The following is a 23,748-nucleotide window of genomic DNA, read 5'->3' as shown; positions in this document are numbered from 1 at the left end:
AAAATGGCGTTTTTGCAGCGAAAACGTCCCGTCATGAGCGATCTGTTAGCCGGCCTGAATCCCGAACAACTGCGCGCGGTCACCTGGCCCGCCAAGAGCGCGCTGGTGCTGGCCGGCGCCGGCAGCGGCAAGACCCGGGTGCTGACCACCCGCATCGCCTGGCTGTTGTCCACCGCTCAGACCTCGCCGGCCGGCATTCTGGCGGTGACTTTCACCAACAAGGCCGCGCGCGAAATGCAGACCCGGCTGTCGGCCCAGGTGCCGGTGAATGTGCGCACGATGTGGATAGGCACTTTCCACGGCCTGTGCAACCGCCTGCTGCGCATCCACTACCGCGACGCCGGCCTGCCGCAAACCTTCCAGATCCTCGACTCCGCCGACCAGCAGGCCGCGATCAAGCGCCTGCTGAAAAGCCTGGAGCTGTCCGACGAGAAATACCCGCCGCGCGCGGTGCAGTCGTTCATCAACGGCAACAAGGAAGCCGGCGTGCGCGCCGAGGCGCTGCCGCCGGCGCTGAACCCGTACGAAGCCAAGCTGGTGGAGCTGTACGCCGCCTACGACGCCCAATGCCGGCGCGAAGGGGTGGTGGACTTCGCCGAGCTGCTGCTCAGAAGCTACGAACTGCTGTCGCGCAACGAGGCGCTGCGCGCCCATTACAGCAGCCGCTTCGCCCACATCCTGGTAGACGAATTCCAGGACACCAACCGCCTGCAATACGCGTGGCTGAAACTGCTGGCCGGCGAGCACGGCGCGCTGTTCGCCGTCGGCGACGACGACCAGAGCATCTACGCCTTCCGCGGCGCCGAAGTCGGCAATATGCGCGCGCTGCTGGCCGACTTCCACGTGGCCGAGCCGGTGCGGCTGGAGCAGAACTACCGCTCGATGGGCACCATCCTCAACGCCGCCAACGCGCTGATCGAAAAGAACGACGGCCGGCTGGGCAAAAACCTGTGGACCGACGCCGGCGAAGGCGAAAAGATCCGCTTCTTCCAGGCGATGAGCGACGGCGAGGAAGCCGAGTTCATCGTCGACGAAGTCAAGGCGCTGCGCCGCGACGGCCTGCCGCTGTCCGACGTGGCGGTGCTGTACCGCTCCAACGCCCAATCGCGGCTGATGGAGCACGTGCTGGTCAACGCCCAGATCCCGTACCGGATCTACGGCGGCCTGCGCTTCTTCGAACGCCAGGAAATCAAGCACGCGCTGGCCTACCTCAGGCTGGTGGCCAACCCCGACGACGACAACGCCTTGCTGCGCGTGATCAACACGCCGGCGCGCGGCATCGGCGCGCGCAGCGTGGAAGGCCTGCAGGCCGTCGGCCGCGAGCAGGGCGTGTCGCTGTGGCAGGCCGCCTGCCAGAGCGGCGGCGGCCGCACCGCCGCCAAGGTAGGCGAGTTCGTGCTGCTGATCGAACGCCTGCGCGAACAGAGCCGCGACTTCAGCCTGGCCGAAACCATCAGCCTGGTCATCGACCGCAGCGGCCTGCGCGACATGTACGAGCAGGACAAGAAGGACGGCGAGGAGCGGCTGGCCAACCTGGACGAGCTGGTCAACGCCGCCGCCAGCTTCCTGCCGGACGACCCCAGCCAGGCGCTGACCGAATTCCTCACCGCCGCCAGCCTGGAAGCGGGCGAGCACCAGGCCGACGCCGGCAGCGAGGCGCTGCAGCTGATGACGGTGCACGCCGCCAAGGGGCTGGAGTTCGACGCGGTGTTCGTCACCGGCCTGGAAGAAGGCCTATTCCCGCACGAAAACAGCCTGCAGGACGGCAAGGGCCTGCAGGAGGAGCGCCGGCTGATGTACGTGGCGGTCACCCGCGCCCGCAAGCGCCTGTACCTGTCCAGCGCGCAAAGCCGCATGCTGCACGGCCAGAGCCGCTACCCGATCCCGTCGCGCTTCATCGACGAGATTCCGGCGGAACTGATCCACTCGCTGTCTGCTACAGTGAAAACACCCGCGTCTCCCATGCCGGCGCGCGCCGCCTCCAGGACGCCGCGCCTGCAGGCCGCGAACGCCTACGGCCTGAACATCGGCCAGTCGGTCAGCCACGCCAAATTCGGCGTCGGCGTGGTGATCCAGGCGGAGGGCAGCGGGGAGGACGTGCGCTTGCAAATCAACTTCGCCGAACACGGGGTGAAATGGCTGGATCTGCGTTATGCAAAACTGACGCCGGCCTGAGCCGCGCCCGGCGCCGGGAGGGAGCATGCCGCCGGAGACGCCATCCGACCGAAACAGGATCATGCCGCAAGCTGACGAAAGCCCCATGAGCGAATCCACTCCCCCTCCGGCCGCGCCGAACGGCCCGACGCACCATGTGCGGGCCGCCCCCCAGCGCAACGCTTACGACGATCCCTACGCCAAACGGCTGTTCCTGATCATAGACAGCCTGCCGCAGATGCAGCGGGCGCTGGCGATGACGCTGTCGTCGTTCGGCGCCAACTCGGTCGAATACGCGGCCAAGGCCGGCGACGCACTGGCCAAGATGGCCAAGTACGAGTTCGACGTGGTGCTGTGCGACTACGATCTGGGCAACGGCTACGACGGGCTCTACCTGTTCGAGGAAGTCCGGGCGCGCAATCTGCTCAAGCAATCCTGCGTGTTCATGATCGTCACCGGCGAGCGCCGCTCGCAGCGGGTGATTTCCGCTGCCGAGATGGCCCCGGACGACTACCTGCTCAAACCCTTCACCGGTGAGGTGCTGCGCGAGCGGTTGGAGCGGGCGATGCGCAAGCGCGAGGCGTTCCGGCTGGTGGACGAAAACATCCTGCGTCACGAGTATCTGGCAGCCATCGAAGCCTGCGGCCGCAAGATAGAGGAAAACGGCGAGTTCGCGTTCGACTTCATGCGCCTCAAGGGCTCGCTGGCGCTGAAAATCGAGGATTACGACGCCGCCCGCGACGCCTATATGCAGGTGCTGCGCCTCAAACCGGCCACCTGGGCCAAGATGGGCCTGGCCAAATCGCTGGCCGGACTCAAATCGCTGGACGAGGCGCGGCTGCTGTTCGAGGCGGTGCTGGCCGACAACAGCCAAGTGATGGAGGCCTACGACTGGCTGGCCCGGCTCTACCGCAACCACCACGATCTGGAACGCGCGCAGCACACGCTGCAGACCGCCGCCGAAATGTCGCCGGCGGTGTTCCGCCGCCAGCAGCAGCTGGCCGAAGTGGCGATGCTCAACCACGACCTGGCCACCGCCGAGGCCGCCTGCCAGCAGACGCTGGACATCGCCAAGTACACCTGGCACCGCAGCCCCACCCATTACGCGGCGCTGGCCCGCATCCAGCTGGCGCGCGGCGATGCCGCCAACGCCGGCCGCACGCTGGCCAGCCTGCGCCACGACTACCGCTACAACGAAGAGGCGGAGTGGCTGGCCAATGTGGTGGACAGCCAGTTGCAGGCCAAGAACGGCAACGCCGACAAGGCCGCCGCACTGCTGGCCGACGCCACCGAGCGCTTCAAGCCGCTGGCGGCCAAGCTGGACCAGGAAGCGCAGCTGGAATACGCCCGCGCCTGCTACCAGCAGGGCCGCGAGCCGCAGGGCAACGAAGTGATGGAATACCTGGTGCGCAACCACCACGACGATGAACAGCTGCTGGCCCACTTCGGCGACATGTTCGAAGAGCTGGGCATGGGCCAGGCCGGCCGCCAGCTGATCGCGCAGAACGTGAAGACGGTGCTGGAGCTGAACAACCAGGCGGTGCGCGAAGCGCAAAGCGGCGAGCTGGACACCGCCATCGCCCGCTTCGCCAAAGCGCTGGAGGAAATGCCGCAAAACGTGCAGATCATGCTCAACCTGGTCAACGCGGTGCTGGCCCACGTCAGCCAGAACGGCTGGCATGAAAGCCATATGCGCCGCGCCTACGAGCTATTGGGCAAGGTGCGCGACATCGCGCCGACCAACAACAAGTTCCAGAAGATCCTGCAATCCTGGCGCCAGCTGGTGGACAAGATGGACAAGCCGCAATGGGCGCTCTGAGCGAGCTGCGGGTGGTGGTGGTGGACGATGAGGCGCTGGCGCGCGAACGGCTGCGCCAGCTGCTGGCCGATTGCGGCGTCAGCCAGGTGCATTGCCTGGCCGACGGCCAGTCCGCCCTCGCCTGGCTGGCCCAGCATCCGGCCGACGTGCTGCTGCTGGACGTCAGCATGCCAGGCCTGGACGGCATGGCGGTGGCGCGCCAGCTCAGGCAGCGGCCGCTGCAGCCGCAGCTGGTGTTCAGCACCGCGCACGACCACTTCGCGGTGGAGGCCTTCGAGCTGAACGCCGCCGACTACCTGCTCAAGCCGGTGCGGCGCGAACGGCTGGAACAGGCGCTGCAAAAAGCGCTGGCGCGCTGCGGCGGCCAGGCCGAGGCGCCTAGCTTCACCGTGCGCCAGCGCGGCCGGCTGCTGACCGTGCCCTTCGCCGACGCGCGCTACCTGAAGGCCGAGCTCAAATACGTCACCCTGGTCACCCCCGACAACGAATACCTGCTGGACGAAGCGCTGGTGACGCTGGAGCAGCGGCTGGGCGGCCTGGCGCTGCGGATACACCGCAATTGCCTGGTGATGCGCCACGCGGTCCAGGAGCTGCGCCGCAGCGGCCTGGACGGCGACGAACAGTGGGTGATTCGGCTGCGCGACGTGGCCGATCCGCTGCCGGTGAGCCGCCGCCAGATTCCCGCCATCAAGTCCGCGCTGAGCGCCGCGCCACTGTTACGTACTATTACTTAAATCCGGCTTTCCCTGATTTATTGCTAAAAAATAGGGGCCCATTCTTATAGAATCATCCATTGCCGAATATATGTCGATGGTTTTAACATGCAAGCAAGACTGGTTTATGCTGGATGCATAACCTTGTGGTTGATACTGAGCTCGCTGGCGGCCCTGTCGATTGCCAGCCGCTCGCTGCTGGGCGCGGAACAGCAATTCAACAGCCAGTCCCAGCAATTGTCCGAGCAGTTGAAACAACGCCTGCTCACCAATGAAACCGTGCTCGACAGCTACGCCACCTTCAGCGCTCTCGACCATCGCAACGAAACCCGCCGCAAACACCCCTTCGTGCTGCAACTGCTGCGCCGCTATCCGCAGATCATCACCCTGGCCCATATCGAACGCGTGCCGCGCTCGCGGGTGGACAGCTACAACCGCTGGCTGCAACGCGAGTACGGCGCCGGCTACCGGCTGCGCCCCTATGCGCCGGACGCCGCCGGCCAGCCGCTGCCGCTGCCGCTGCAGGACGACTACTTCCCGCTGATGTTCGCCGAACCGCAATCGCAGGCCAATCTGCGGCTGGCGGGCATGGACATATGGCAACAGCCGCTGTTGCGCCAAACGCTGCAGGACAGCCTCAACAGCGGCCGCACCACGCTGTCGCGCCAGCTGCGCCTGCCGAACGGCGAGGCCGGCTACGCGCTGCTGCGCAGCATAGACAACCACCAGTCCGGCGCGCTGCTGGAGCTGCAGCCGCAGCATTTCGCCCTGCTGTTCATCCGCGCCGACTCGCTGCTGCCCAGCGGCGCGCCGCTGCCGCCGGGCATGGAGATCAGCGTGCAGCAGCGCGACGACCCGCTGCGGCCGCCGGGCGGACAGCCTCTGCTGCTGGGCAGCGCCCGCGCCGGCGCGCTGGAGCGCCTGCTGTTTCCGCGGCTGGAAACCAGTCAGTTGCTGGGCGGCCCCGGCCAGCCGCTGCGTTTCACCATCAACTGGCAGCAGGGCTGGCCGCAGATCGGCCTGCTGGAGTGGGTGGTGTGGCTGCTGCTGTCGCTGCTGCTGGGCACCGGCCTCGCGCTGGCCGGCTACAGCTTCGTGCGCAGCAGCAACAGCCGCCGCCAGCGCGAAAACCATCTGTTCCATCTGGCCAATCACGACCGGCTGACCGGCCTGGCCAACCGCAACCTGTTCTACGACCGGCTGCAGCACGCGATCAGCCGCGTCGACCGCAGCGGCAAACGCCTGGCCTTGCTATTCCTCGACCTAGACCGCTTCAAGCCGGTCAACGACACCTACGGCCACGTCGCCGGCGACCGGGTGCTGCAGCTGATCGCCGCCCGCATTCAGGACGTGATCCGCAACGAGGATACCGTCGCCCGGCTGGGCGGCGACGAATTCGTCATCCTGATGGAAGACATCGAGTCCAACCGCGAGGCCGACAAGGTGATGGCCAGGCTGAAGCAGGCGATCCAGCTGCCCTACCAGGTGGACCAGCACCGCATCATGGTGGGAGTGAGCATAGGCATCGCCTACTATCCGGAGGACGGCCTGCTGATAGACGAATTGCTGGCGGTGGCCGACCGCAAGATGTACGGCAACAAGCAGTCGCCCAGCCACCAGTCCGAAACCGTCGCCTGACGGCCGCTTCGCTCACGCCAGCGCCAGCTCCACTTCGATATTGCCGCGCGTGGCGTTGGAATACGGGCAGATGCGGTGGGCCGCCTGCACCAGCGCTTCCGCCGTCGCGCGCTCCAGCCCCGGCAGCGAAACCTCCAGCCGCGCCGCGATGCCGAAGCCGTGCTCGATCGGTCCGATGGAGACCCGTCCCTTGACCGACACCTCGGCCGGCAAGCCTACCTTGGCCTGCATCGCCGCCACCTTCAGCGCGCCGATGAAGCAGGCGGAATAACCGGCGGCGAACAGCTGCTCGGGGTTGGTGCCGTCGCCGCCCAGGCCGCCCAGTTCGCGCGGCGTGCTCAACTGCACTTGCAGCGCCTGGTCGCTGGACTCGGCGCGGCCATCGCGGCCGCCGAACGCGGTGGCTTCGGCGGTATACAGCACTTTTTGCAGGGTATTCATCGTACGTCTCCTTACAGTCTTCCCGTGGAAAAATAATAAGCTATTAAATCGTGCACTATTCAAATCATAAAACCTGCCGGTTTCATGGCAGCAACTGGTCGCGCAACGCGCCCAGCGCCGCGCGCAACTGCCGCGCCTCCGGCAGCGGCAGTCCGCTGCGGCATAGCATCTGCCGCGGAATCGCTTCCGCCTGGCGTCGCAGATCGCGCCCGGCCTCGCTCAGCCTCACCACCACCACCCGCTCGTCGCTGGACAGCCGTTCGCGCAGCAGCCAGCCCGCCGCCTCCATCCGCTTCAAAAGCGGCGTCAGCGTCGCCGAATCCAGGTAGAGCCGGGCGCCGATGTCGGACACTGAACGCTGGTCCTGCTCCCACAACACCAGCAACACCAGATACTGCGAATAGGTGAGGCCAAGCGGTTTCAGGCTGTCGCGGTAGGCCTTGTTCATCGCCAGCGAGGCGGAATACAGGGCGAAGCACAATTGCTGGTCCAGCCGCAGCGCGTCGGCGTCGGAGGGAAGGGTCGGTTTGCTTTCCATGCCCTCGATAATAAATAGCGCGCTATTTATTTGCAAGCAATTCCGGCATCGCCCTCCGAGCCTATCTCCGCCGCCGCTCGGACACAACCGGAACCCGCCCGCTTGCGGCGGGCCCCGGCCAACCGGCGCCTCAGGCGGCCACGCGCACCGGGCCGCGCCCCAAGTCCGCCAGCGACTGGCACACCTGGTGCCAGTCGGGCAGGCTGCGCACGCCTTGCAGGATGATGCGGGCCAACGCCTCGTTGCAAACTTCCGGACCGAACTGCATCAGCATTTCGTGCAGCGCGAAACGCAAGGTATGGCTGCCTTGCAGCAGAGCGTCCACTTCGTCGTGAACTTCGGCGCACGCCCGCATTTCGCCCTGGGCGTTCCATTGCACCTGATGGCGCGGACAGAAGCCGGAGCGGATCAGCGCCAGGTCGCTGTCCAGATCCTGCGCGAACAGCAGGGCGCTGTGCTGCAGATAGCCGCAGGCCACGATCAGGCTTTCCAGCGAATGCGGGGCGGCTGTCGGCGCGGCGGCGGGCAGGGTGGTCATGTCGTTTTCTCCTCGATATTTATATTTGTCGCTTATTTGAGCATCCGCCGCGGCCGGATGACAATGGCCGGCATCGCGCGAAAAGTGCTTTTACTCCAAATTTACACGCCGGTCGACCGTCGGCGGCAACTGACAAGCGCGATTCCGCGTCGTAACATCCAGACCATCACATCGGCGGCAAACTTCATGCACATCGTCTATCTGCACGGCTTCAATTCCAGCCCGCAATCGCTCAAGGCCGGCGAAACCGCCGCCTGGCTGGCCCGACACGCGCCCGACATCACGTTCCACTGCCCGCGGCTGTCGCCGCATCCGGCCGAGGCCATCCGCCAGGCCGGCGAACTGCTGGCCTCGCTGCCGGCGGACACGCTCTTGATCGGCAGCTCGCTCGGCGGCTTCTACGCCGGCTTCCTGGCCGAACAGCAAAATCGTCCGGCGGCGCTGATCAATCCGGCGGTGCGGCCGGACCGCGATCTGGCACGTTTCGCCGGCGAGCAGACCAACCCGTACACCGGCGAGGTTTACACGCTGGGAGACGCCGACCTGGCCGCGCTGCAGGCGCAGCGGGTGGAAAAACCCAGCCCGGCGCGCTACTGGCTGCTGCTGGGCAGCCGCGATGAGGTGCTGGATTGGCGCGAAGCCGCGGCGCATTATCGCCACAGCCGGCAAACTGTATTCAATGGCGACGACCACCGTCTGAACAACTGGCCGAAGGTATTGCCGGAAATCGTCGCCTGGGCGCGCCGGCAATTGTCCATCCCGGCTTGACGGCCCGTTCGCCTATCGCCACTTGCCGCCGCTGCGGCGCCGGCGCAGACTGATCCGCCATACTTGCAAGGAGCGCCCCATGAGCCACAGCATCGTGTTTTCCGCAACCGGCGGCCCGGACGTGCTGCGCCTGGTCGAAACGTCGATTGGCGCGCCCGCGGCCGGCGAAGTCCGCTTGCGCCATACCGCCATCGGCGTCAATTTCATCGACACCTACCAGCGCAGCGGCCTCTACCCGCTGCCTTTGCCCAGCGGCCTCGGCAGCGAAGCCGCCGGCGTGGTGGAGGCGGTGGGCGCCGGGGTGGACTGGCTGGCGCCGGGCGACCGCGTCGCCTATGCCGGCGGCCCGTTGGGCGCTTACGCCGCTGAGCGGCTGATCGCGGCGCAGCACCTGCTGAAACTGCCCGACGGCGTGGCGGACGAAACCGCCGCCTGCGCAATGCTGCAGGGCATGACCGTGGAGTATCTGGTGCAGCGCACCTACCCGGTGCAAGCGGGGCAGACCGTGCTGTGGCATGCCGCCGCTGGCGGCGTCGGCCAGATCGCGCTGCAATGGCTGACGGCGATGGGGGTGAACGTGATCGCCACCGTCGGCTCGCCGGCCAAGGCGGAAATCGCCCGCCGGCTGGGCGCCGCCCATGTGATCGACTACCGCGCGGAAGACGTGGTGGCGCGGGTGCGCGAGCTCACCTCCGGCCAGGGCGTGCCGGTCGCGTACGATTCGGTGGGCAAGGACACCTTTCAGATTTCGCTGGCCTGCCTGGCGCCGCGCGGCATGCTGGTCAGCTTCGGCAACGCGTCGGGCCCGGTGCCGGCGGTGTCGCCGCTGGAATTGACCAAGCACGGCTCCTTGTTCCTCACCCGTCCCAAGCTGGGAGACTACACCGCCACTCGCGCGGAATTGGAACAGTCCAGCCAGGCGCTGTTCGAGCGGCTGCTGGACGGCCGGATCCGGCTGGCGCCGTCGCACCGCTATCCGCTGGCCGAAGCCGCCCAGGCCCACCGCGATCTGGAGCAGCGCCGCACCACCGGCTCCATCATCCTGTTGCCCTGATCAATCGGCGAGCGGCAGCGGTTTCGGGCAGGGCTGGGCCGAACGCGGGCAGTCTCCGGCCGGCAGCCTCTCGTCTATGCACTGGCGCCGGGAGGCGCCAGTCATGCCTTCGCAGGAGGCCTGCGCCGCCAGCAACGCCTCGCAGCGCTTGGCGTCGCGCTGGCGCTGGCAGCTCAATGGGGGGGTATAGTAGGAGAGGCAGGCGCGGCGGCGCGACTCGGCCAGGTCAAGACAACTGCGCAGGCCCTGCTGATGGAGCAAGCAGCGCTGCGGCGCGACGGCGCGGCCGCAATCCTCATCGGCCGCCGCCCGAGCCTGCAGGCAGAACAGCAGCAGGCCGACCCCGGCGCAGACGCGCCGACCCCATCCAGACATCCCCTGTGGTTTCATCACTGCGTCCTTTCCCGAGCGGACGACGAATCATTCGGACTGGTTCTGCTGTTGTTCCTGTCTACGCTTATCCTGCCAAAAATTCGGCTTGGCGGGAACCGCTTGCGCGTGGCCATCCGCAGCGGGCGGCAGCAGGCGGTTGGATTGGTGCTTGATCGGATCGAACGCCATATCGCCATTCTTCGCCGCCTCGCGCTGGCGCAGATTGCGCAGGCGGCGGTTTTCCGGGCATTGCGGATCGGCCTGGCAAGACGCCGGCCGGCCCTCGGCGCTGCGGGCCGGGCCGCGCGGATGGAAACCCTGCGCCAGCGCCGCCTGTTGCGCAAACAGGCTGCCCCACAGCAGAATGATCAGATATCGCTTCATGTCGGCATTTTATCCTGTCTATGACAACCGCTGCCATGACCACTCGGGATGGCCTGGCTGGCCGCGTCCGTCCGCGGGCGGGACCGCAAGCGCCAACCGCCGCAAAGCGGCCGCGCGGCCGGAACGCCGCGGAGCTGCCAAATGCTTGATTACGCTGGCGATTGCGTTCCGGGAGCCGGATCAGGCTTTCCCCTTGTCCCAGCTTAGGGCCAAGCGTTTGCTCAGACGTCTTCGCCGGCCGCACAATTGTTAACGACTGTATCGCGACGGACGGGCTTAACATCTGTAAAAACAAGGCCTGCCAGCAGCAGGGCGCGCGCCGCTAAGCTGGCAGCCTGAACACTGAGGAAAACCACATGGAACACAATAAAATCCTGGTCGTGGACGACGATGCCAAGCTGCGCGAGCTGCTGACCCGTTATCTGACCCAACAGGGTTACAGCGTGGAAACCCTGCCCGATCCCAAGGACCTGGACCGCAAGCTGGCGCGCAACCGCCCCGACCTGATCGTGCTGGACGTGATGATGCCGGGCGAAGACGGCCTGGCGGTGGTGCGCCGCCTGCGCGCCCAGGGCGAATCGCTGCCGGTCATCATGCTGACCGCCCGCGGCGAAGACATCGACCGCATCCTCGGCCTGGAAATGGGCGCCGACGACTACCTGCCCAAGCCGTTCAACCCGCGCGAGCTGACCGCGCGCATCCAGTCGGTGCTGCGCCGCCATCACACCACCCCGGCGCTGGCCGCCCAGCACAACGCCGACGACGTGGTGGAGTTCGGCGAATTCCTGCTCAACCTCGGCCAGCGCGAACTGCGCCGCAGCGGCCAGGCCATCGCGCTGACCAGCGCCGAATTCGCGGTGCTGTCGGTGCTGGTCAACCACCCGCGCCGCCCGCTCACCCGCGAACAACTGATGGAGCTGGCGCTGGGCAAGGGCAACGGCGAATCGCTGGACCGCAGCATCGACGTGCACATCTCGCGCCTGCGCAAGGCGCTGGAAAACGGCGACAGCCAGCTGCGCTACATCCAGACGGTGTGGGGCTACGGCTACGTGTTCGTGCCGGACGGCTCGCCCAGGGAGTAAGCCTTGTTACGCAAGCTGTTCGGTTCGCTGTTCTTCCGGCTGGCGCTGCTGATGGTGGCGGTGGTGATCGCCACCCAGCTGTTCACCATCTCGCTGGCCAACCACGAGCGGCACAAGCTGCTGGAGCGCCAGCTGTACATCCAGGTGCTGGACACGCTGTCCTATCTGGAAGACTCGATGACCGGCATGAGCAACGAGGAGAGGCAGGCCTTTCTGGACAATTACAACCGTCCCGGCCTGCCCAGCCTGCTGCCGTTCAACGCCGACCACGGCCAGAACTTCGCCGACGACCTGCCCAAGATCGGCGCGATGCTGGCGCAGCGGCTGTCGCACGACCTGAACGAGCCTATCCAGGCGCATTACGCGCGGCGCGAGGACCACAGCGAATTGTGGGTGCACGTGCACGTGCTGGACCAGCCGTACTGGCTGGTGATTCCGTTCGGCCGCTACCGCGACCGCTGGATCAACCCGATGCTGCAGGCGTCGCTGCTGGCGGCGCTGTTCGCCACCGTCCTGGCCTCGCTGTTCGCCTGGCGCATCACGCGGCCGATCAGCCGGGTGGTGATGGCCAGCCGCGAGCTGGCCGGCGGCTCGATGCCGCAAGCCATTCCGGAAACCGGCCCGCGCGAAGTGCAGCTGTTGGCGCACAACTTCAACGGCATGGCCCAGGCGCTGGACAACGCCGCGCGCGAGCGGCGGCTGATGCTGGCCGGCCTGTCGCACGACCTGCGCACGCCGCTGACCCGGCTGAAACTGACGCTGGAAATGCAGGAAACCAGCCACGACCAGCACGACATGCTGCTGGACATCGACGAATTGTCGCGCATCGTGCGCCAGTTCATCGACTTCGCCCGCGCCGAGGAAACCAGCCGCCAGGAACCGCTGGCGCTGGCCGACCTGGCCGCCAGCGTGGTGGCGCGCTTCCGCCGCGAGGACATGGACGTGAAGCTGGAGGCGCGCAGCGAGCCTGAGCTGCAAGCCGACGCGCTGGCGCTGGAGCGCCTGCTGAGCAATCTGCTGGAAAACGCGCGCCGCTACGGCCAGCCGCCGGTGGTGGTCAGGGTGGAGCAAGGCGACGGCGAAGTGGTGCTGAGCGTGATAGATCACGGCCAGGGCATTCCCGAGGCGCTGCGCGAAACCGCGCTGGCGCCGTTCGAGCGCCTGGCCGAGCACCGCGGCACCGACGGCGGCAGCGGCCTCGGCCTCGCCATCGTCTCCCGCATCGTCAAGCAGCACGGCGGCCGGCTGGAGCTGGCCGACGAGGACGGCGGCTTCAAGGTGGCGATCCACCTGCCGCAGGCCTGAAATCGGGCCGGGCCCGCGGCCCGGTCCGCCTCAGCGGAATCGCAGCATCATCCACAGGCCGGCCAGGCTAAGCCCCAGCCCGCCCAGCGAAGGCTGTTCGCGAAACAGCCGCCAGCCCAGCGGAGCAAGGCGGTGCTCAGCACATTGGCGCTGAGCGCTGCATAGTCCACGCGGTAAGCCAGCAGAAATCCCAACTCGATTCCCGATATTCCCCGCTCCCCCCGAGGCAGCTCCCGTTCAGCGCCGCCCGTTCAGCGCCGCCCGTTCAGCGCCGCCCGTCCGGCAGCCACATCGCCAGGCCATCACTGGCCAACGCTACCGGGTGCCGCTGAAAAGCTCCCGCCACGCAAGGGGCCGGCCCGGGCGGCGGCGCGCTGCCAACATCGCCATCGGTACCGCTGGCCTTGTAGCGCACCGCCGCGCCGGACTAGCGCCGCCCCAGCAACAGCACCCCGCCCAGGATCAGCGCCGCCGCCAGCAGCATGGCCGGACTCAGCGCCTCGCCCAAGAACAGCACGCCCCACAGCACGCCGAACACCGGCACCAGGTAAGTGACGCCGCTGGCGCGGGTGGCGCCCAGCCTGGCGATCAGCCGGTAGAAAATCAGGTAGGCCAGCGCGGTGCATAGCCAGGCCAGCGCCAGCAAGGCCAGCCAGGCGCGCACCGGAATCGGCCCGGCCGGCCACGCCCACGCCGCCAGCGGCAGCATCAGCAGGGCGCCGCTGGCCAACCCGCCGCCGGCGGTAGCCAAGGGCGGCAGGCCGGGCAGCCGGCGCCGCACCATCTGTCCCGCCCAGCCGTAGCTGGCGGTGGCGCCCAGCATCGCCAGCACCGGCCATGGCCCAGCGGCGTCGAAACCGGCGCCGCGGCCGCGCAGCAATACCAGCACCCCGGCCAAACCCAGCGCCAGGCCGGCCAGCCGCGGCGGCGTCAGCTTTTCCCCGGCTAGCGGCCAGGCCCATAGCGCGGTCATCAGCGGCGTGGTGGCGTTCAGCACCGACGCCATGCCGGCCGGCAACGACAATTGCGCCCAGGCGATCAGGCAGAAGGGAAAGGCGGTAAGGAAGATACCGGTCAGCGCGATGTCCGGCCAATGCGCGCGCCATACCGCCAATTGGCCGCGCCAGGCCATCAGCGGCAGCAGCGCGCAGGCAGCCAGGCCCACCCGCAGCGCGATCAGCGCCAGCGGGCCGAACACCGGCGCGGCGATGCGCATGAACAGAAAGGACGCTCCCCAGATGGCGGCCAGCAGCGTCAGCCAGGCCGCTTCGCGCCTCAGGCCAACCACGCCGCCGGCTCCGGCCGCGCGGCCAGTTGCGCGCTTTCCCAACCCAGCAGCTCGGCCTTGCGCGTTTCGCCCCAGCGGTACTGGCCCAGCGCGCCCTCGGCGCGGATCACCCGGTGGCAGGGAATCAGCCAGGCCACCGGATTGGCGCCCACCGCGCCGCCGACCGCCCGCGCCGCCTGCGGCCGGCCCATGCCGGCGGCCAACTGGCCATAGCTGACCAGGCTGCCGTATGGCACGGCCAGCAGCGCGCGCCACACCTGGATCTGGAAATTGCTGCCCTGCACACGCAGCGCGAGCGGCGGGCCTGCGCGCGGCGATAGCGGCGAAAACAACCGCTCGGCCAGCGCGCGCGCAGCGCCGGGCTGATAGCGCAGCCGCGCCTGCGGCCATTGCCCATGCAGCCAGGCCTCGGCCGCGGCCTCGTCGGCGACGAACTGCAGCGCGCAGACGCCGCGCGCGGTCTGCGCCAGCAGCAGCGGGCCGAAGCGGCTGGCCTCCACGCTCCAGCCTATGTCCAGGCCGGCGCCGCCGCGCTGGTATTCGCCCGGCGTCATCGCCTCCAGCGTGACGAACAGATCGTGCAGGCGGCTGCCGCCGGACAGGCCCAGTTCATGCGCCAGCGGCAGCACCGGCACCCCGGCCGCCAGCCGCGCCTTGGCCGCCTCGCAAGTGAGTTGCTGGATGAAGCGCTTAGGACTGACGCCGGCCCACTGCGTGAACAGGCGCTGCAGCCGCGATTCGGAAAGATGCAGCGCGGCGGCCAGGTCGGCCAGCCGCGGCTGTTGGCCGGCGTGCGCCACCAGGTAGCGGATCGCGTCGGCCATGCGGTGGTAGTCGCGGCCGGCTTCGGCGCCGGCAAGCAGGGTTTCGCTCATGTCAGTTCCCCCCGATTCAGCCGCAGCGCGTAGCAGCCGTGGGCGGGAAAGCGCAGCATGGCGAAAGCGATGTCGGCGCGCGCCTGCCATTGCCGCAGCCGCTCGGCCAATTGGTCCCAGGCCGGCAACGCCGCCTCCAGCATCGATTGCCCGGCGTCGTAGGCGCGCAGCGCGGGGGCGTCGCGGAAATAGCCGGGTCCGGCCAGCAAGGCGTCCAGCGACGGCAGGCTTTCCGCCTGCGGCTCGGCCGCCAGGAATACCGGGCCGAACTCGCGGTACGGGCCATCCAGCCGGAATGGACTGTAGCTGGCCAGGATCAGCGCCTCGCCCGGACGGGCGCGCCGCAGCGCGTCGCGCAGCGGTTCGCCTCCTCGCGCGGCCAGACGCCGCACCGGCTGCCCCAGCGCGTCCACGCCTTCGCGCCGCGCCCGCTGGATGAAGGCGGGCGCCAGGGTTTCGATCTGCCAGTCCATGTCTTTCTCTCCTTCGGCGCTGTCTATCATGCCCGAAGTCTAAGAAAGCGCCAGCGCGGCGGCGACCCGATTCTTGCCGAAATCAGCCGGTGTACAGCAGCGAGTACTGGATTTCCGACAAGGCCTGCGGCACCCGGATGAACGACAGCGGCATGCCCAGCAAGCGCGCCATGTGGCTGGTGGAGAACAGGCCGCACACTTCGTGATGGCCGCTGGCCGGATTCTGCTCCACCACCAGCGCATGCTGGCGGCCCAGCTGCTTCATCGTCGCCACCAGCTGGCCGACATTGGCCGCCGCCACGTCGTCCAGCCGCAACGCGTCCAGCTTGTCGCGCGGCGTCATCACGTCGCCGACCAGCACATCGGCGTGGTGCTTGCCATGCTCCTTCATGCACTGGATCGGCCGTTCGCCCAGCAGGTCCACCGCGGTCACCAGTCCCAGCAGGCTGCCGTCGCCGTCATGGACGAACAACAGGCGGATGCCGTGGCTGATCATGCGCTGGTGCGCCTCGCGCAGGCCGGCGTCGGCGGAAATCCCCACCGGATTGACCAGCCGCAGGTCGGTCATCACGGCCAGGGCCGGGCTGTGCGCATGGATCGGGGGGTGGGGGCGCTGCTCCAGTTGCACCAGGTCGGTGGTGCGTGGCAGAGTCAGGGTGGGCAAGGGTTGAAAATCGTTAGCCATGGCGGCTCCTCGCAGGGCAATACAGGGCGGTGCAGGCTGCCCAGCCCGTTGCGGACAGCCCAGCTTTCACGTTAGCGGAAAAGCCGCCCGAGTTCAGCGTCGCGGCGGGGAACTTTGCGTTTACGCCAGGCCTCTTTAATGTCTTTGTGCTAAGTGTTCGATAAAACTATGAATCATGACGGTTTTCGCCGGCCGCGCGCCGGCTTCTCCCCGCTTTGGCCCCTGGTCCTGTTGCTGCCGGCGGTTCTCTCCGCCGCCGCCCGCGCCGACGGCTGGCCCTATCCGGGCTGGCGCGACGACGCCGACACCCGCGTCAAAGCGCTGGCGCTGCTGCAAACCGTCAACGCCACCTTGCTGAGCAACAGCAGCGCCACCCGCACGCTGCAGCAATGGTGCGCCGATCACCGGCTGGCCGCCGAGCCGCGCATCCGCGCGCTGCGCGACCGCGACGTGCGCAAGCCGGCCGACGCCGACATCCGCCGCCAGCTGCAGGTGGGCGCCGCCGAAACCATAGGCTACCGCCGCGTTCAGCTGGCCTGCGGCGACCATGTGCTGTCCGAAGCCGACAACTGGTATGTGCCGTCGCGCCTCAGCCCGGAAATGAACCGCCTGCTGGACACCACCGACACGCCGTTCGGCGCGGCGGTGCGGGCGCTGGACTTCACCCGCCGCACCGAGCAGGCCAGAGTGCTGTGGTCGCCGCTGGCGCCGGGCTGGGAAATGCGGCCGCAGGCGCCGGCCGCCGCGCAACGCGCGCTGGACATCCCCGAACAGGTGATCCAGCACATTGCCGTGCTGTACCGCGACGGCAATGTGCCGTTCAGCCTGGTGGTGGAAACCTACCGCCGCGACCTGTTCGCCTTCGCGCTGACGCCGCCCGCCGCGCCGTAAGCGCCGCCCCGCATGAAAAAAGCCGTCTTCCCGCGAGGGTGGACGGCTTTTGCCTTGCCGATGCCGCGGATGGTTTAGCTCGCGTCCAGCGTCGCGCGGATCACTTCCAGCATGCGCTGGCTGGCGCCGCGATGGGCCTGGCGGAACGCCGCCGCGCCTTCGCGCATCGCCGCGCGCCGCTCGGGGTCGGCCAGCAGCGAGAGCGCCAGCGCCACCATTTCGGCGGCGTCGGCCACCTGGCGCGCCGCGCCGGCCGCCTGCGCGTCGGCGGCGGCCTGCTGGAAATTGAACACCGACGGGCCGAACAGCGCCGGCACGCCGGCGATCGCCGGCTCGATCAGGTTATGGCAGCCGAAAGGCAGCAGGCTGCCGCCGATGAAGGCGACGTCGCAAGCGCCAAGATAGCCGAACATCTCGCCCATGCTGTCGCCCAGCCACACCTGGGTGTCCGCCGCCACCGCGGCGCCGTCGCTGCGGCGCTGCAGCTTCAGACCGCGCTCGGCCGCCAGCTCCGCCACCGCCTGCAGCCGCTCCGGGTGGCGCGGCGCCAACACCAGCAGCGCGTCGCCGACCGCGTCGCCGGCCGCGAGCCAGGCGTCCAGAATCAGCGCCTCCTCGCCTTCGCGGGTGCTGGCGCACAGCAGCGCCTGGCGCGCGCCTATGCGCTGGCGGAAGCCATCCGCCAGTTGCATCTGTTCTGCCGGAATCTCTATATCATATTTGCTGTTGCCGCAAACCGTGATGTTTTCCGCGCCTATCTTCCGGAAACGATCGGCATCAGCTGCCGTTTGGGCGGCAACAGCAGCCAAATCCCGCATGGCTGGGCGAATCAGCCCCAGGATGCGGCGATAGCCTTTCAGCGATTTGTCCGACAGTCTGGCGTTGGCCAAAACCAGCGGCACCCGCTGGGCGGCGGCGGCGTGGATCAGGTTGGGCCACAGCTCGGTTTCCATCAGCACGCCGCAGCGCGGCCGGTAGGCGGCGAGGAAGTCGGCGGCGGCCTGTGGATAATCGTAGGGCAGGTAGCGCACCTCGGCGTCCGGGTACAGCGCTTCGGCTGTGGCGCGGCCGGTCGGGGTCATCTGGGTCAGCAGCAGCGGCGCGTCCGGCCACTGCCGGCGCAAGGCCGCCACCAGCGGCTGCGCGGCGCGGGTTTCGCCCACCGACACCGCGTGGATCCAGATCGCGCCGACGGCGCGCGGCTGCAAGACCCGGCCGAAACGCTCGTCCCAGTGCAATAGATAGGCCGGCGCCTGTTTCGCGCGCTTTCTCAGATAACGGCGGATCAGCGGCGTCAGCGTCCGCCACAGCGCGCCGTACAAGCAGCGCTGCCAGCTCACGTCCAGTCCCGCCGCGATCGCAGCGCCCGCAGCACCTCATCCACCTGCGGACACTGGCCGATATTGCCCAGATTGGTCGCCCACGGCGTTTCCACCACGCCGGTCTGCTGCGGATCGGTATCGGTGTAGATCGCCGCCAATGGCACGTTCAGCGCGTTGGCCAGGTGGGCGAGGCCGGTATCCACGCCGACCACCGCGCTGGCATGGCCCAGCAAGCCGGCGGCTTCCACCAGGCTCATCTTCGGCGCCACCACCGCGGCCGGCATCCGCCCGGCCAGCCTTTCGGCGCGGGCTTTTTCAGCGTCGTTGCCCCAGGGCAGCACCATCACCATGTCGTGCTGATTGGACAGGCGTTCGCCCAGCTCCACCCAATTCGCCTCCGGCCATTCCTTGGAGGCGCGGCTGGTGGCATGCAGCAGCACCGCGTAACGGCCGGAAAGCATCCACGACGGCCGCTCTCCGGCCGCCACGCCGAAGCTAGGCTCGCCTTGCGGCTGGTAGCCGAAGCTCAGGCCGAACAGCCGGCGGTTGCGTTCTATCGCTGACAACCGGCGCGATACCGAATGTTTCTTGTCGTAAAACAGGCTGGCCAGCGCCTCGCGCGCGCTGCTCCAGTCCAGGCCGGCCAGCGGCGCGGCGGCCCAGCGCGCCGGGATCGCGCTTTTCAGCAAGCCCTGGCTGTCCAGCACCAGGTCGAAATGGGTGTCGCGCAGTTGCCGCTTCAGCGCCTTCAGTTCGCGCCAGGCGGCAGGCTGCAGCAAACGCTTGCGCCAGCTGCGCCAGCGCAGGGTCAGCACTTCGGCGACCTGCGGATGCAGCCGGGCGATGTCGGCGAAGCTTTCCTCGGTCAGCCAGCTCAGCCGGATATTGGGGTAATGCGTTTTCAGCTCGGTGATGGCGGGCCAGGTGTGGATAAGGTCGCCCATCGACGAGGTGCGCACAATCAGCACATTCATCATGGCGGGCATTGTACCCGAGCAGGGCTGTGGTTAACCAAGCAAAATCCCTCCGCAAGGAATGTGGATAAACAGCTGTTGATAAGCGGCGGCGGATTTATCCACAATCTGCCCAGCCTTTGCGCGCTGCAATAATCCCATGGCTATCAACAGGACAAGATGATGAAAATCATGGATTTTTCAGGATTGTCCACAATATTCTCCGCCTTCAGCATTATCATCATTTTATAGCTGCGTTAAAGAAACAACGGTGAGGAATGGACACTTGGGCGGCAAAAAAAACCGTTCACAGCAACAAGGGCACTTCCCGTTGCCAGCATGTGGAAAACTGCCTGTCTGCAGAAAAGACCAAACTTATCCACAACTAGCCAGCACGCAACAACCATGGCTGACAACAACTTTCCATCACGATCAAGATATTGAATTTAAACGGATAAATATACTTATCAACAGGACTGGGCCATCTTCTACCAGTTTCTTCAATATAAAAATGGGAATACAAGAAAAGAAACGGCAAGGCAGAACAAGGCTGGACTCAAGACAGACAACTCTCTGGGAAAACAGGAAAAAACGTCTGCAAGGACGTGGTTTGGAAAACATGGCAAGACTTGTGGATCACCCAAGCCGAAGGGGGAACTGCTCGATAGCCTGCACCTATCAGCGGAAAGTTATCCACTTTCCCCGCGTTGTACTGACCGCTGATCGGCGGCTCCGGCAACGGAAAGCCAGCCTGCCAGCTAGCTGAGCGTGCATTTTTCCTTCTATCTATCAATGGGATAGAAAGAAACGCACAGAGATCGCGCATGAAACCCGGGATGGCGACGATTGGCGTCTGGTTGCAGCGCAAGCCGATTCCGCCGCTGCCGGAGCCATGTCGTGAACCGCCGCGTTTGTTGCCGCGACGCGTCGCATGCAGAATGTCATGTCTTTGGCATGACAGGATGACGAGATGTCGATATTGATCAGAACCATGCGGGAAACCGATATCGCCGCGGTGGCCAAACTGTGCGGCGATCTGGATTACCCGAGCAGCGCGGAAGAGGTGGGCCGGCGCTACGCCGCGGTGCGCGCCTTTCCCGACAACGAGATCTGGGTGGCGGAAAAGGACGGCCAGCTGGCCGGTTGGGCGCATGGCCATGGCGGCCATCTGCTGGAAGCGGAGTCGTATGTGGAAATCGGCGGCATCGTGGTGGCGCCGGAACACAGGGGATTGGGGATAGGCAGGCTGTTGCTGGCGGCCTGCGAGGCCTGGGCGCAAGAACGCGGCTATCCGCGCATCCGCCTGCGCTCGGGACAACAGCGGCTGGACGCGCACGCGTTCTACCGCCGTATCGGCTACCAGCAGAAAAACACCGGCATCACGTTCGCGCTGGATCTGCCGCGGCGCGCTTGAAGCGCGGCTTATCCACAGGCGGGAGTCCAGGCTGGAAGGAAATCCACAGATGCAGACCCGTTTTCCGGCGCCGTTGCAGGTTGGCGACGCCATCGCCGTCACCGCCTTTTCCTCCGGGGTTCCTGCGCAGCTGCACAACCAGCTGGATGATGCGCTGGCCATGCTGCGCGCGCGCGGCTACCGGGTGGTGGAGGGCGAGTGCCTGCGCGAGGAGAAATGCGACGCCAGCGCGCCCGCCGCCGCGCGGTTGGCCGAACTGAAGCGTTTCCTGTTCGATCCGGGCATCCGCGCCATCCTGCCGCCCTGGGGCGGCGAACTGGCGATAGAGCTGCTGGCGGGGCTGGATTTCGCCGCGCTGGCCAAGCTGCCGCCGAAATGGCTGGCTGGCTTCTCCGATGTCTCCACCCTTCTGGCGCCGCTGACCCTGCTGTCCGGCTGGGCCACGCTGCACGGGCCCAACCTGATGGATTCGCCGCTGAAAGAAAGGCAATCCGGCTACGAGGCGCTGCTGGCGGCGTTGGAAACCGGCATGCCGGCGGCGCAGGAGCAATACGCGCGTTACTGGCGCTGGGACGAGCCTGGCCAGACCTTTGCCAACCAAGTGCGGATGCTGGACGGCGGAGCGGGAAAAATGGCAGGCCGGCTGATCGGCGGCTGCCTGGACGTGCTGGCATCGCTGCAGGGCACGCCGTATTTCGATCTGGCGGCCTTCAAGCGCAAGCCGGCCATCCTGTACCTGGAAAACTGCGAACTCGCGCCCTGCGGCGTTTTAAGGGCCCTGGCGGGCCTCAGGCTGTCCGGAACGTTCGATGGCCTGTCCGGGCTGGTGTTGGGCCGCAGCACGGGCCCTGAGGCCGCCAACGCGGGGGCTTTGTCGTATCAGGCGGCGGTGCGCGCCGCGCTGGATGGCTTGGGCTGTCCGGTGGCGATGGACGCAGACATCGGCCACTCGCCGCCACAGTGGAGCCTGCTGAACGGCGCCTGGGCCGTGTTGGAAGTTTTCGGCGAAGGCCGGGCCAGGCTCAGCCAGCGGCCGGCGCCGTAGGGCGGAAGCCCGGCTCGCCGGGTGTTACGCCTATGCGCAGAGTGGAGGAGATGGCGGCAGATCGCCCCGCTGGGGCATCAGCGCGACGAGCAAAGCATCACAGCGCCATGCGGTAGAACACCACGCGTTCGCTTTCCTCGAAGCCCAGCGCCCGATGCGCGGCCTGCGCCGCCAGGTTGTCCAGGCTGGTGTCGGAGGCCATTTCGGAACAGCCTCGCGTCAGCGCCCATGCCTTGGCCGCGGCAAGCATCATGGTCGTCAGTCCGGCGCGTCTATGCCGCGGCGCCACGTAGAGGCCTTCGATGAAGGCCACCGGCGAGCCGGAGCGGGCGCCGTTGACGTAATCGTTGCGTAGCGCAATCTCCAGCAAGGCGACGGCGTTGCCGGCATCAAGCGCCAGAAAGGCGGCGTAGCGGCCGGTTTGCGTCAGTTGGCGGGAGATATCCGCGCGATGGTCGTCGGCGGGACAATCCGGCCACAGCGCCGCGCGCAGGCGAAGCCAGTCGGCGAGGCGGCGCGCGTCGGCCTGGACGACGCGGCGATCGGGCAGGGCTGGGGTCATGAAGTCTCGGCGGGAAGCGGTCGATGGTTGTCAGATCGCCTGCGCGGCGGCGAGTTTCCCGCCGTCCGCCGCCGTACTCAAATCGACTCGAACTCCGGTTGCGGCAGATGGCGGCGCTGCACCAGGATCTTGTCGACCCGGGTCTTGTCCATGTCCACCACCTCGAAGCTGAAGCCGTTCCACTCGAAACGATCGGTGACGCTGGGGATGCGTCCCAGCTTGAACATGATGACGCCGCCCAGGGTGTGGATATTGCCGCCGGCCTCGCCCGGCAGCGGGCTGTCCAGCTCGAAGAATTCGCGGAAGCTGTCCAGCGACACCATGCCGTCCACCAGCCAGCTGCCGTCCTCGCGCTGCACGATTTCGTCGTCTTCGCCGCCGATGGCCGGCATATCGCCGACGATGGCTTCCATCACGTCGTTGATCGACACCAGGCCTTCCAGCTCGCCGTATTCGTCCACCACCAGCGCGCTGTGGCTGCGCGCCTGCTTGAACTGCTCCAGCAGCTGCATCAGCGATGAGGTGGCCGGCACGTACAGCGGCGGCGCCAGGTCGGCGGCGAAGTCGGCCGGCTGGCCGGTGAGCAACCGGTCCAGCAGCCGCTTGGCGTTGAGTATGCCTATCACCTGGTCGCTGTCGCCGCGGCAAACCGGGAAATGGCTGAAGTTGTGCCGCAGCAGCAGTTCGCGGTTGTGCTCCGGGCCGTCTTCCAGGTCCAGCAGCACCACGTCCTTGCGCGGCGTCATCACCGCCGCCACCTTGCGGTTGTCCAGGCGGAAGATGTTTTCCACCAGCTCCTGTTCGGCGCGGTCGAACACGCCTTCGTCGGCGCCTTGTTCCATCAGCGTGCGGATCTCGTCCTCGGTGATCGACGGCTCGTCGCTCTTTTTGGCGCCCAACAGGCGCAACAGGCCGTCGGTGACGCGGCTGAACACCTGCACTAGCGGCGCGCTGGCGCGCGACAGCAGCAGCATCGGCCGCGCCAGCGCCATCGCCACCCGTTCCGGATTGAGCAGCGCCAGCCGTTTGGGCACCAGTTCGCCCAGGATTAGCGACAGCGTGGTGATGAACACCACCATCAGCGCCACCGACAGCGGCTTGCTGTAAGGCGCCAGCAGCGGCACCTCGAGCAGCGCGGCGCGCAGATGCTCGGACAGCGCCGCCTCGCCGTAGACGCCGGACAGGATGCTGATCGAGGTGATGCCGATCTGGATGGTGGACAGGAAGCGGGTGGGTTCGGCGGCCAGCGCCAATGCCGCGCGGGCGCCGCGGTGGCCGTCTTCGGCCTTTTGCAGCAGCCGGACTTTGCGCGAGGAGACGATGGCGATCTCGGCCATCGCGAATACGGCGTTCAACAGGATCAGGCCCAGCAGCAGCAGGATTTCCACGATGGGGACAGGGAAGTGGCGGAGCTACTAGCTTAGGGCAAGCCGT

24 protein-coding genes are annotated in these 23,748 nt (G+C 67.2%); 11 read left to right on the top strand and 13 right to left on the bottom strand.

Translation table 11 applies throughout. The annotated features are described in order from the left end of the window. The first annotated feature begins 33 nt into the window (after positions 1-33). From MY55_RS11800 to MY55_RS11785, 4 genes are all read left to right on the top strand, one after another. The gene (locus MY55_RS11800; protein WP_065202386.1) at positions 34-2,175 is read left to right on the top strand and encodes a UvrD-helicase domain-containing protein; all 2,142 of its coding nucleotides are present in this window, start codon (positions 34-36) and stop codon (positions 2,173-2,175) included. An 85-nt stretch (positions 2,176-2,260) separates the two neighbouring features. Next, on the top strand, positions 2,261-3,973 hold the full coding sequence (locus MY55_RS11795; protein WP_080509529.1) for a tetratricopeptide repeat-containing response regulator: 1,713 nt from the start codon (positions 2,261-2,263) through the stop codon (positions 3,971-3,973). Continuing rightward, complete coding sequence (locus tag MY55_RS11790) at positions 3,961-4,707, top strand: LytR/AlgR family response regulator transcription factor (RefSeq protein ID WP_047243641.1); 747 nt, start codon at positions 3,961-3,963, stop codon at positions 4,705-4,707. The genes MY55_RS11795 and MY55_RS11790 overlap by 13 nt, the downstream gene beginning before the upstream one ends. 123 nt (positions 4,708-4,830) lie before the next feature. Beyond that, on the top strand, positions 4,831-6,324 hold the full coding sequence (locus MY55_RS11785; protein ID WP_167595295.1) for a sensor domain-containing diguanylate cyclase: 1,494 nt from the start codon (positions 4,831-4,833) through the stop codon (positions 6,322-6,324). Between the two features lie 12 nt (positions 6,325-6,336). Here MY55_RS11785 and MY55_RS11780 read toward each other — a convergent pair whose 3' ends face one another. From MY55_RS11780 to MY55_RS11770, 3 genes are all read right to left on the bottom strand, one after another. After that, positions 6,337-6,765, bottom strand: coding sequence for an organic hydroperoxide resistance protein (locus MY55_RS11780; RefSeq protein ID WP_043574862.1), 429 nt, complete (start codon positions 6,763-6,765; stop codon positions 6,337-6,339). An 82-nt stretch (positions 6,766-6,847) separates the two neighbouring features. Next, a complete protein-coding gene (locus MY55_RS11775) occupies positions 6,848-7,303 on the bottom strand; it encodes a MarR family winged helix-turn-helix transcriptional regulator (protein ID WP_043574866.1) in 456 nt (151 codons plus the stop codon). Positions 7,304-7,433: 130 nt separating this feature from the next. Further along, positions 7,434-7,841 carry a hypothetical protein gene (locus tag MY55_RS11770; RefSeq protein WP_043574867.1) on the bottom strand — a complete coding sequence of 136 codons (408 nt, stop codon included), beginning with the start codon at positions 7,839-7,841 and terminating at the stop codon, positions 7,434-7,436. Between the two features lie 186 nt (positions 7,842-8,027). Here MY55_RS11770 and MY55_RS11765 point away from each other — a divergent pair, with 186 nt between their 5' ends. Both MY55_RS11765 and MY55_RS11760 read left to right on the top strand, forming a co-directional pair. Next, positions 8,028-8,609 (top strand): YqiA/YcfP family alpha/beta fold hydrolase, encoded by a 582-nt coding sequence (locus tag MY55_RS11765; RefSeq protein WP_043574869.1) that lies wholly within the window; start codon positions 8,028-8,030, stop codon positions 8,607-8,609. 79 nt (positions 8,610-8,688) lie between these two features. Further along, a complete protein-coding gene (locus MY55_RS11760) occupies positions 8,689-9,663 on the top strand; it encodes a quinone oxidoreductase family protein (protein ID WP_043574871.1) in 975 nt (324 codons plus the stop codon). Here the strand turns inward: MY55_RS11760 and MY55_RS11755 are convergent, their stop codons facing one another. Continuing rightward, on the bottom strand, positions 9,664-10,038 hold the full coding sequence (locus tag MY55_RS11755) for a hypothetical protein (protein ID WP_052258031.1): 375 nt from the start codon (positions 10,036-10,038) through the stop codon (positions 9,664-9,666). A gap of 45 nt (positions 10,039-10,083) precedes the next feature. Continuing rightward, a complete protein-coding gene (locus MY55_RS11750) occupies positions 10,084-10,419 on the bottom strand; it encodes a hypothetical protein (protein WP_043574873.1) in 336 nt (111 codons plus the stop codon). A gap of 356 nt (positions 10,420-10,775) precedes the next feature. On the opposite strand from MY55_RS11750, the gene ompR reads away from it, so the two are divergent. Beyond that, positions 10,776-11,501, top strand: a complete 726-nt coding sequence (gene ompR, locus MY55_RS11745) for an osmolarity response regulator transcription factor OmpR (RefSeq protein WP_043574875.1) — start codon at positions 10,776-10,778, stop codon at positions 11,499-11,501. A gap of 3 nt (positions 11,502-11,504) precedes the next feature. Further along, a complete protein-coding gene (locus MY55_RS11740) occupies positions 11,505-12,806 on the top strand; it encodes an ATP-binding protein (RefSeq protein ID WP_244270680.1) in 1,302 nt (433 codons plus the stop codon). Positions 12,807-13,233: 427 nt separating this feature from the next. On the opposite strand, the gene MY55_RS11735 is transcribed toward MY55_RS11740, so the two are convergent. The 4 genes from MY55_RS11735 to MY55_RS11720 all read right to left on the bottom strand — a co-directional run bounded on the left by MY55_RS11735 (position 13,234) and on the right by MY55_RS11720 (position 16,127). Then, complete coding sequence (locus MY55_RS11735; RefSeq protein ID WP_244270679.1) at positions 13,234-14,094, bottom strand: DMT family transporter; 861 nt, start codon at positions 14,092-14,094, stop codon at positions 13,234-13,236. Continuing rightward, positions 14,082-14,969, bottom strand: coding sequence for a methylated-DNA--[protein]-cysteine S-methyltransferase (locus tag MY55_RS11730; RefSeq protein ID WP_047237809.1), 888 nt, complete (start codon positions 14,967-14,969; stop codon positions 14,082-14,084). Before MY55_RS11730 ends, MY55_RS11735 begins: the two co-directional genes overlap by 13 nt. After that, positions 14,966-15,442 carry a DUF1203 domain-containing protein gene (locus MY55_RS11725; protein ID WP_047257830.1) on the bottom strand — a complete coding sequence of 159 codons (477 nt, stop codon included), beginning with the start codon at positions 15,440-15,442 and terminating at the stop codon, positions 14,966-14,968. Before MY55_RS11725 ends, MY55_RS11730 begins: the two co-directional genes overlap by 4 nt. Positions 15,443-15,524: 82 nt before the next feature. Next, positions 15,525-16,127: a CBS domain-containing protein gene (locus MY55_RS11720; protein WP_043574884.1), complete on the bottom strand. Its 603-nt coding sequence runs from the start codon at positions 16,125-16,127 to the stop codon at positions 15,525-15,527. 168 nt (positions 16,128-16,295) lie between these two features. On the opposite strand from MY55_RS11720, the gene MY55_RS11715 reads away from it, so the two are divergent. Further along, positions 16,296-17,018, top strand: a complete 723-nt coding sequence (locus MY55_RS11715; RefSeq protein ID WP_244270678.1) for a hypothetical protein — start codon at positions 16,296-16,298, stop codon at positions 17,016-17,018. A 74-nt stretch (positions 17,019-17,092) separates the two neighbouring features. Here MY55_RS11715 and waaA read toward each other — a convergent pair whose 3' ends face one another. After that, complete coding sequence (waaA, locus tag MY55_RS11710) at positions 17,093-18,358, bottom strand: lipid IV(A) 3-deoxy-D-manno-octulosonic acid transferase (RefSeq protein WP_047237812.1); 1,266 nt, start codon at positions 18,356-18,358, stop codon at positions 17,093-17,095. Continuing rightward, the gene (gene waaC, locus MY55_RS11705) at positions 18,355-19,314 is read right to left on the bottom strand and encodes a lipopolysaccharide heptosyltransferase I (RefSeq protein WP_043575163.1); all 960 of its coding nucleotides are present in this window, start codon (positions 19,312-19,314) and stop codon (positions 18,355-18,357) included. Before waaC ends, waaA begins: the two co-directional genes overlap by 4 nt. A gap of 949 nt (positions 19,315-20,263) precedes the next feature. Here waaC and MY55_RS11700 point away from each other — a divergent pair. Further along, positions 20,264-20,707, top strand: coding sequence for a GNAT family N-acetyltransferase (locus MY55_RS11700; protein ID WP_047237813.1), 444 nt, complete (start codon positions 20,264-20,266; stop codon positions 20,705-20,707). 49 nt (positions 20,708-20,756) lie between these two features. Next, positions 20,757-21,752: a S66 family peptidase gene (locus MY55_RS11695; RefSeq protein WP_043574890.1), complete on the top strand. Its 996-nt coding sequence runs from the start codon at positions 20,757-20,759 to the stop codon at positions 21,750-21,752. Between the two features lie 97 nt (positions 21,753-21,849). Here MY55_RS11695 and aac(6') read toward each other — a convergent pair whose 3' ends face one another. Together aac(6') and MY55_RS11685 are read right to left on the bottom strand one after the other, a co-directional pair. After that, positions 21,850-22,314: an aminoglycoside 6'-N-acetyltransferase gene (gene aac(6'), locus MY55_RS11690; RefSeq protein WP_052258033.1), complete on the bottom strand. Its 465-nt coding sequence runs from the start codon at positions 22,312-22,314 to the stop codon at positions 21,850-21,852. Positions 22,315-22,391: 77 nt separating this feature from the next. After that, positions 22,392-23,702, bottom strand: coding sequence for a hemolysin family protein (locus MY55_RS11685; RefSeq protein WP_080770219.1), 1,311 nt, complete (start codon positions 23,700-23,702; stop codon positions 22,392-22,394). Positions 23,703-23,748: the final 46 nt, after the last annotated feature.

It is taken from the genome of Chromobacterium subtsugae (assembly GCF_001676875.1).
GTDB lineage: Bacteria > Pseudomonadota > Gammaproteobacteria > Burkholderiales > Chromobacteriaceae > Chromobacterium > Chromobacterium subtsugae.
The sequence above is the reverse complement of the archived record's forward strand: the minus strand, read 5'-3'. Positions and strand labels throughout refer to the sequence as shown.

Coding starts and splice junctions, on each gene's coding strand:
- MY55_RS11695 (WP_043574890.1), top strand. CDS start 20,757: ATGCAGACCCGTTTTCCGGCGCCGTTGCAGGTTGGCGACGCCATCGCC.
- MY55_RS11795 (WP_080509529.1), top strand. CDS start 2,261: ATGAGCGAATCCACTCCCCCTCCGGCCGCGCCGAACGGCCCGACGCAC.
- MY55_RS11800 (WP_065202386.1), top strand. CDS start 34: ATGAGCGATCTGTTAGCCGGCCTGAATCCCGAACAACTGCGCGCGGTC.
- MY55_RS11730 (WP_047237809.1), bottom strand. CDS start 14,969: ATGAGCGAAACCCTGCTTGCCGGCGCCGAAGCCGGCCGCGACTACCAC.
- MY55_RS11765 (WP_043574869.1), top strand. CDS start 8,028: ATGCACATCGTCTATCTGCACGGCTTCAATTCCAGCCCGCAATCGCTC.
- MY55_RS11700 (WP_047237813.1), top strand. CDS start 20,264: ATGTCGATATTGATCAGAACCATGCGGGAAACCGATATCGCCGCGGTG.
- MY55_RS11760 (WP_043574871.1), top strand. CDS start 8,689: ATGAGCCACAGCATCGTGTTTTCCGCAACCGGCGGCCCGGACGTGCTG.
- MY55_RS11770 (WP_043574867.1), bottom strand. CDS start 7,841: ATGACCACCCTGCCCGCCGCCGCGCCGACAGCCGCCCCGCATTCGCTG.
- MY55_RS11715 (WP_244270678.1), top strand. CDS start 16,296: ATGAATCATGACGGTTTTCGCCGGCCGCGCGCCGGCTTCTCCCCGCTT.
- MY55_RS11790 (WP_047243641.1), top strand. CDS start 3,961: ATGGGCGCTCTGAGCGAGCTGCGGGTGGTGGTGGTGGACGATGAGGCG.
- MY55_RS11720 (WP_043574884.1), bottom strand. CDS start 16,127: ATGGCTAACGATTTTCAACCCTTGCCCACCCTGACTCTGCCACGCACC.
- MY55_RS11755 (WP_052258031.1), bottom strand. CDS start 10,038: ATGTCTGGATGGGGTCGGCGCGTCTGCGCCGGGGTCGGCCTGCTGCTG.
- waaC (WP_043575163.1), bottom strand. CDS start 19,314: ATGAATGTGCTGATTGTGCGCACCTCGTCGATGGGCGACCTTATCCAC.
- ompR (WP_043574875.1), top strand. CDS start 10,776: ATGGAACACAATAAAATCCTGGTCGTGGACGACGATGCCAAGCTGCGC.
- MY55_RS11725 (WP_047257830.1), bottom strand. CDS start 15,442: ATGGACTGGCAGATCGAAACCCTGGCGCCCGCCTTCATCCAGCGGGCG.
- MY55_RS11780 (WP_043574862.1), bottom strand. CDS start 6,765: ATGAATACCCTGCAAAAAGTGCTGTATACCGCCGAAGCCACCGCGTTC.
- MY55_RS11750 (WP_043574873.1), bottom strand. CDS start 10,419: ATGAAGCGATATCTGATCATTCTGCTGTGGGGCAGCCTGTTTGCGCAA.
- MY55_RS11775 (WP_043574866.1), bottom strand. CDS start 7,303: ATGGAAAGCAAACCGACCCTTCCCTCCGACGCCGACGCGCTGCGGCTG.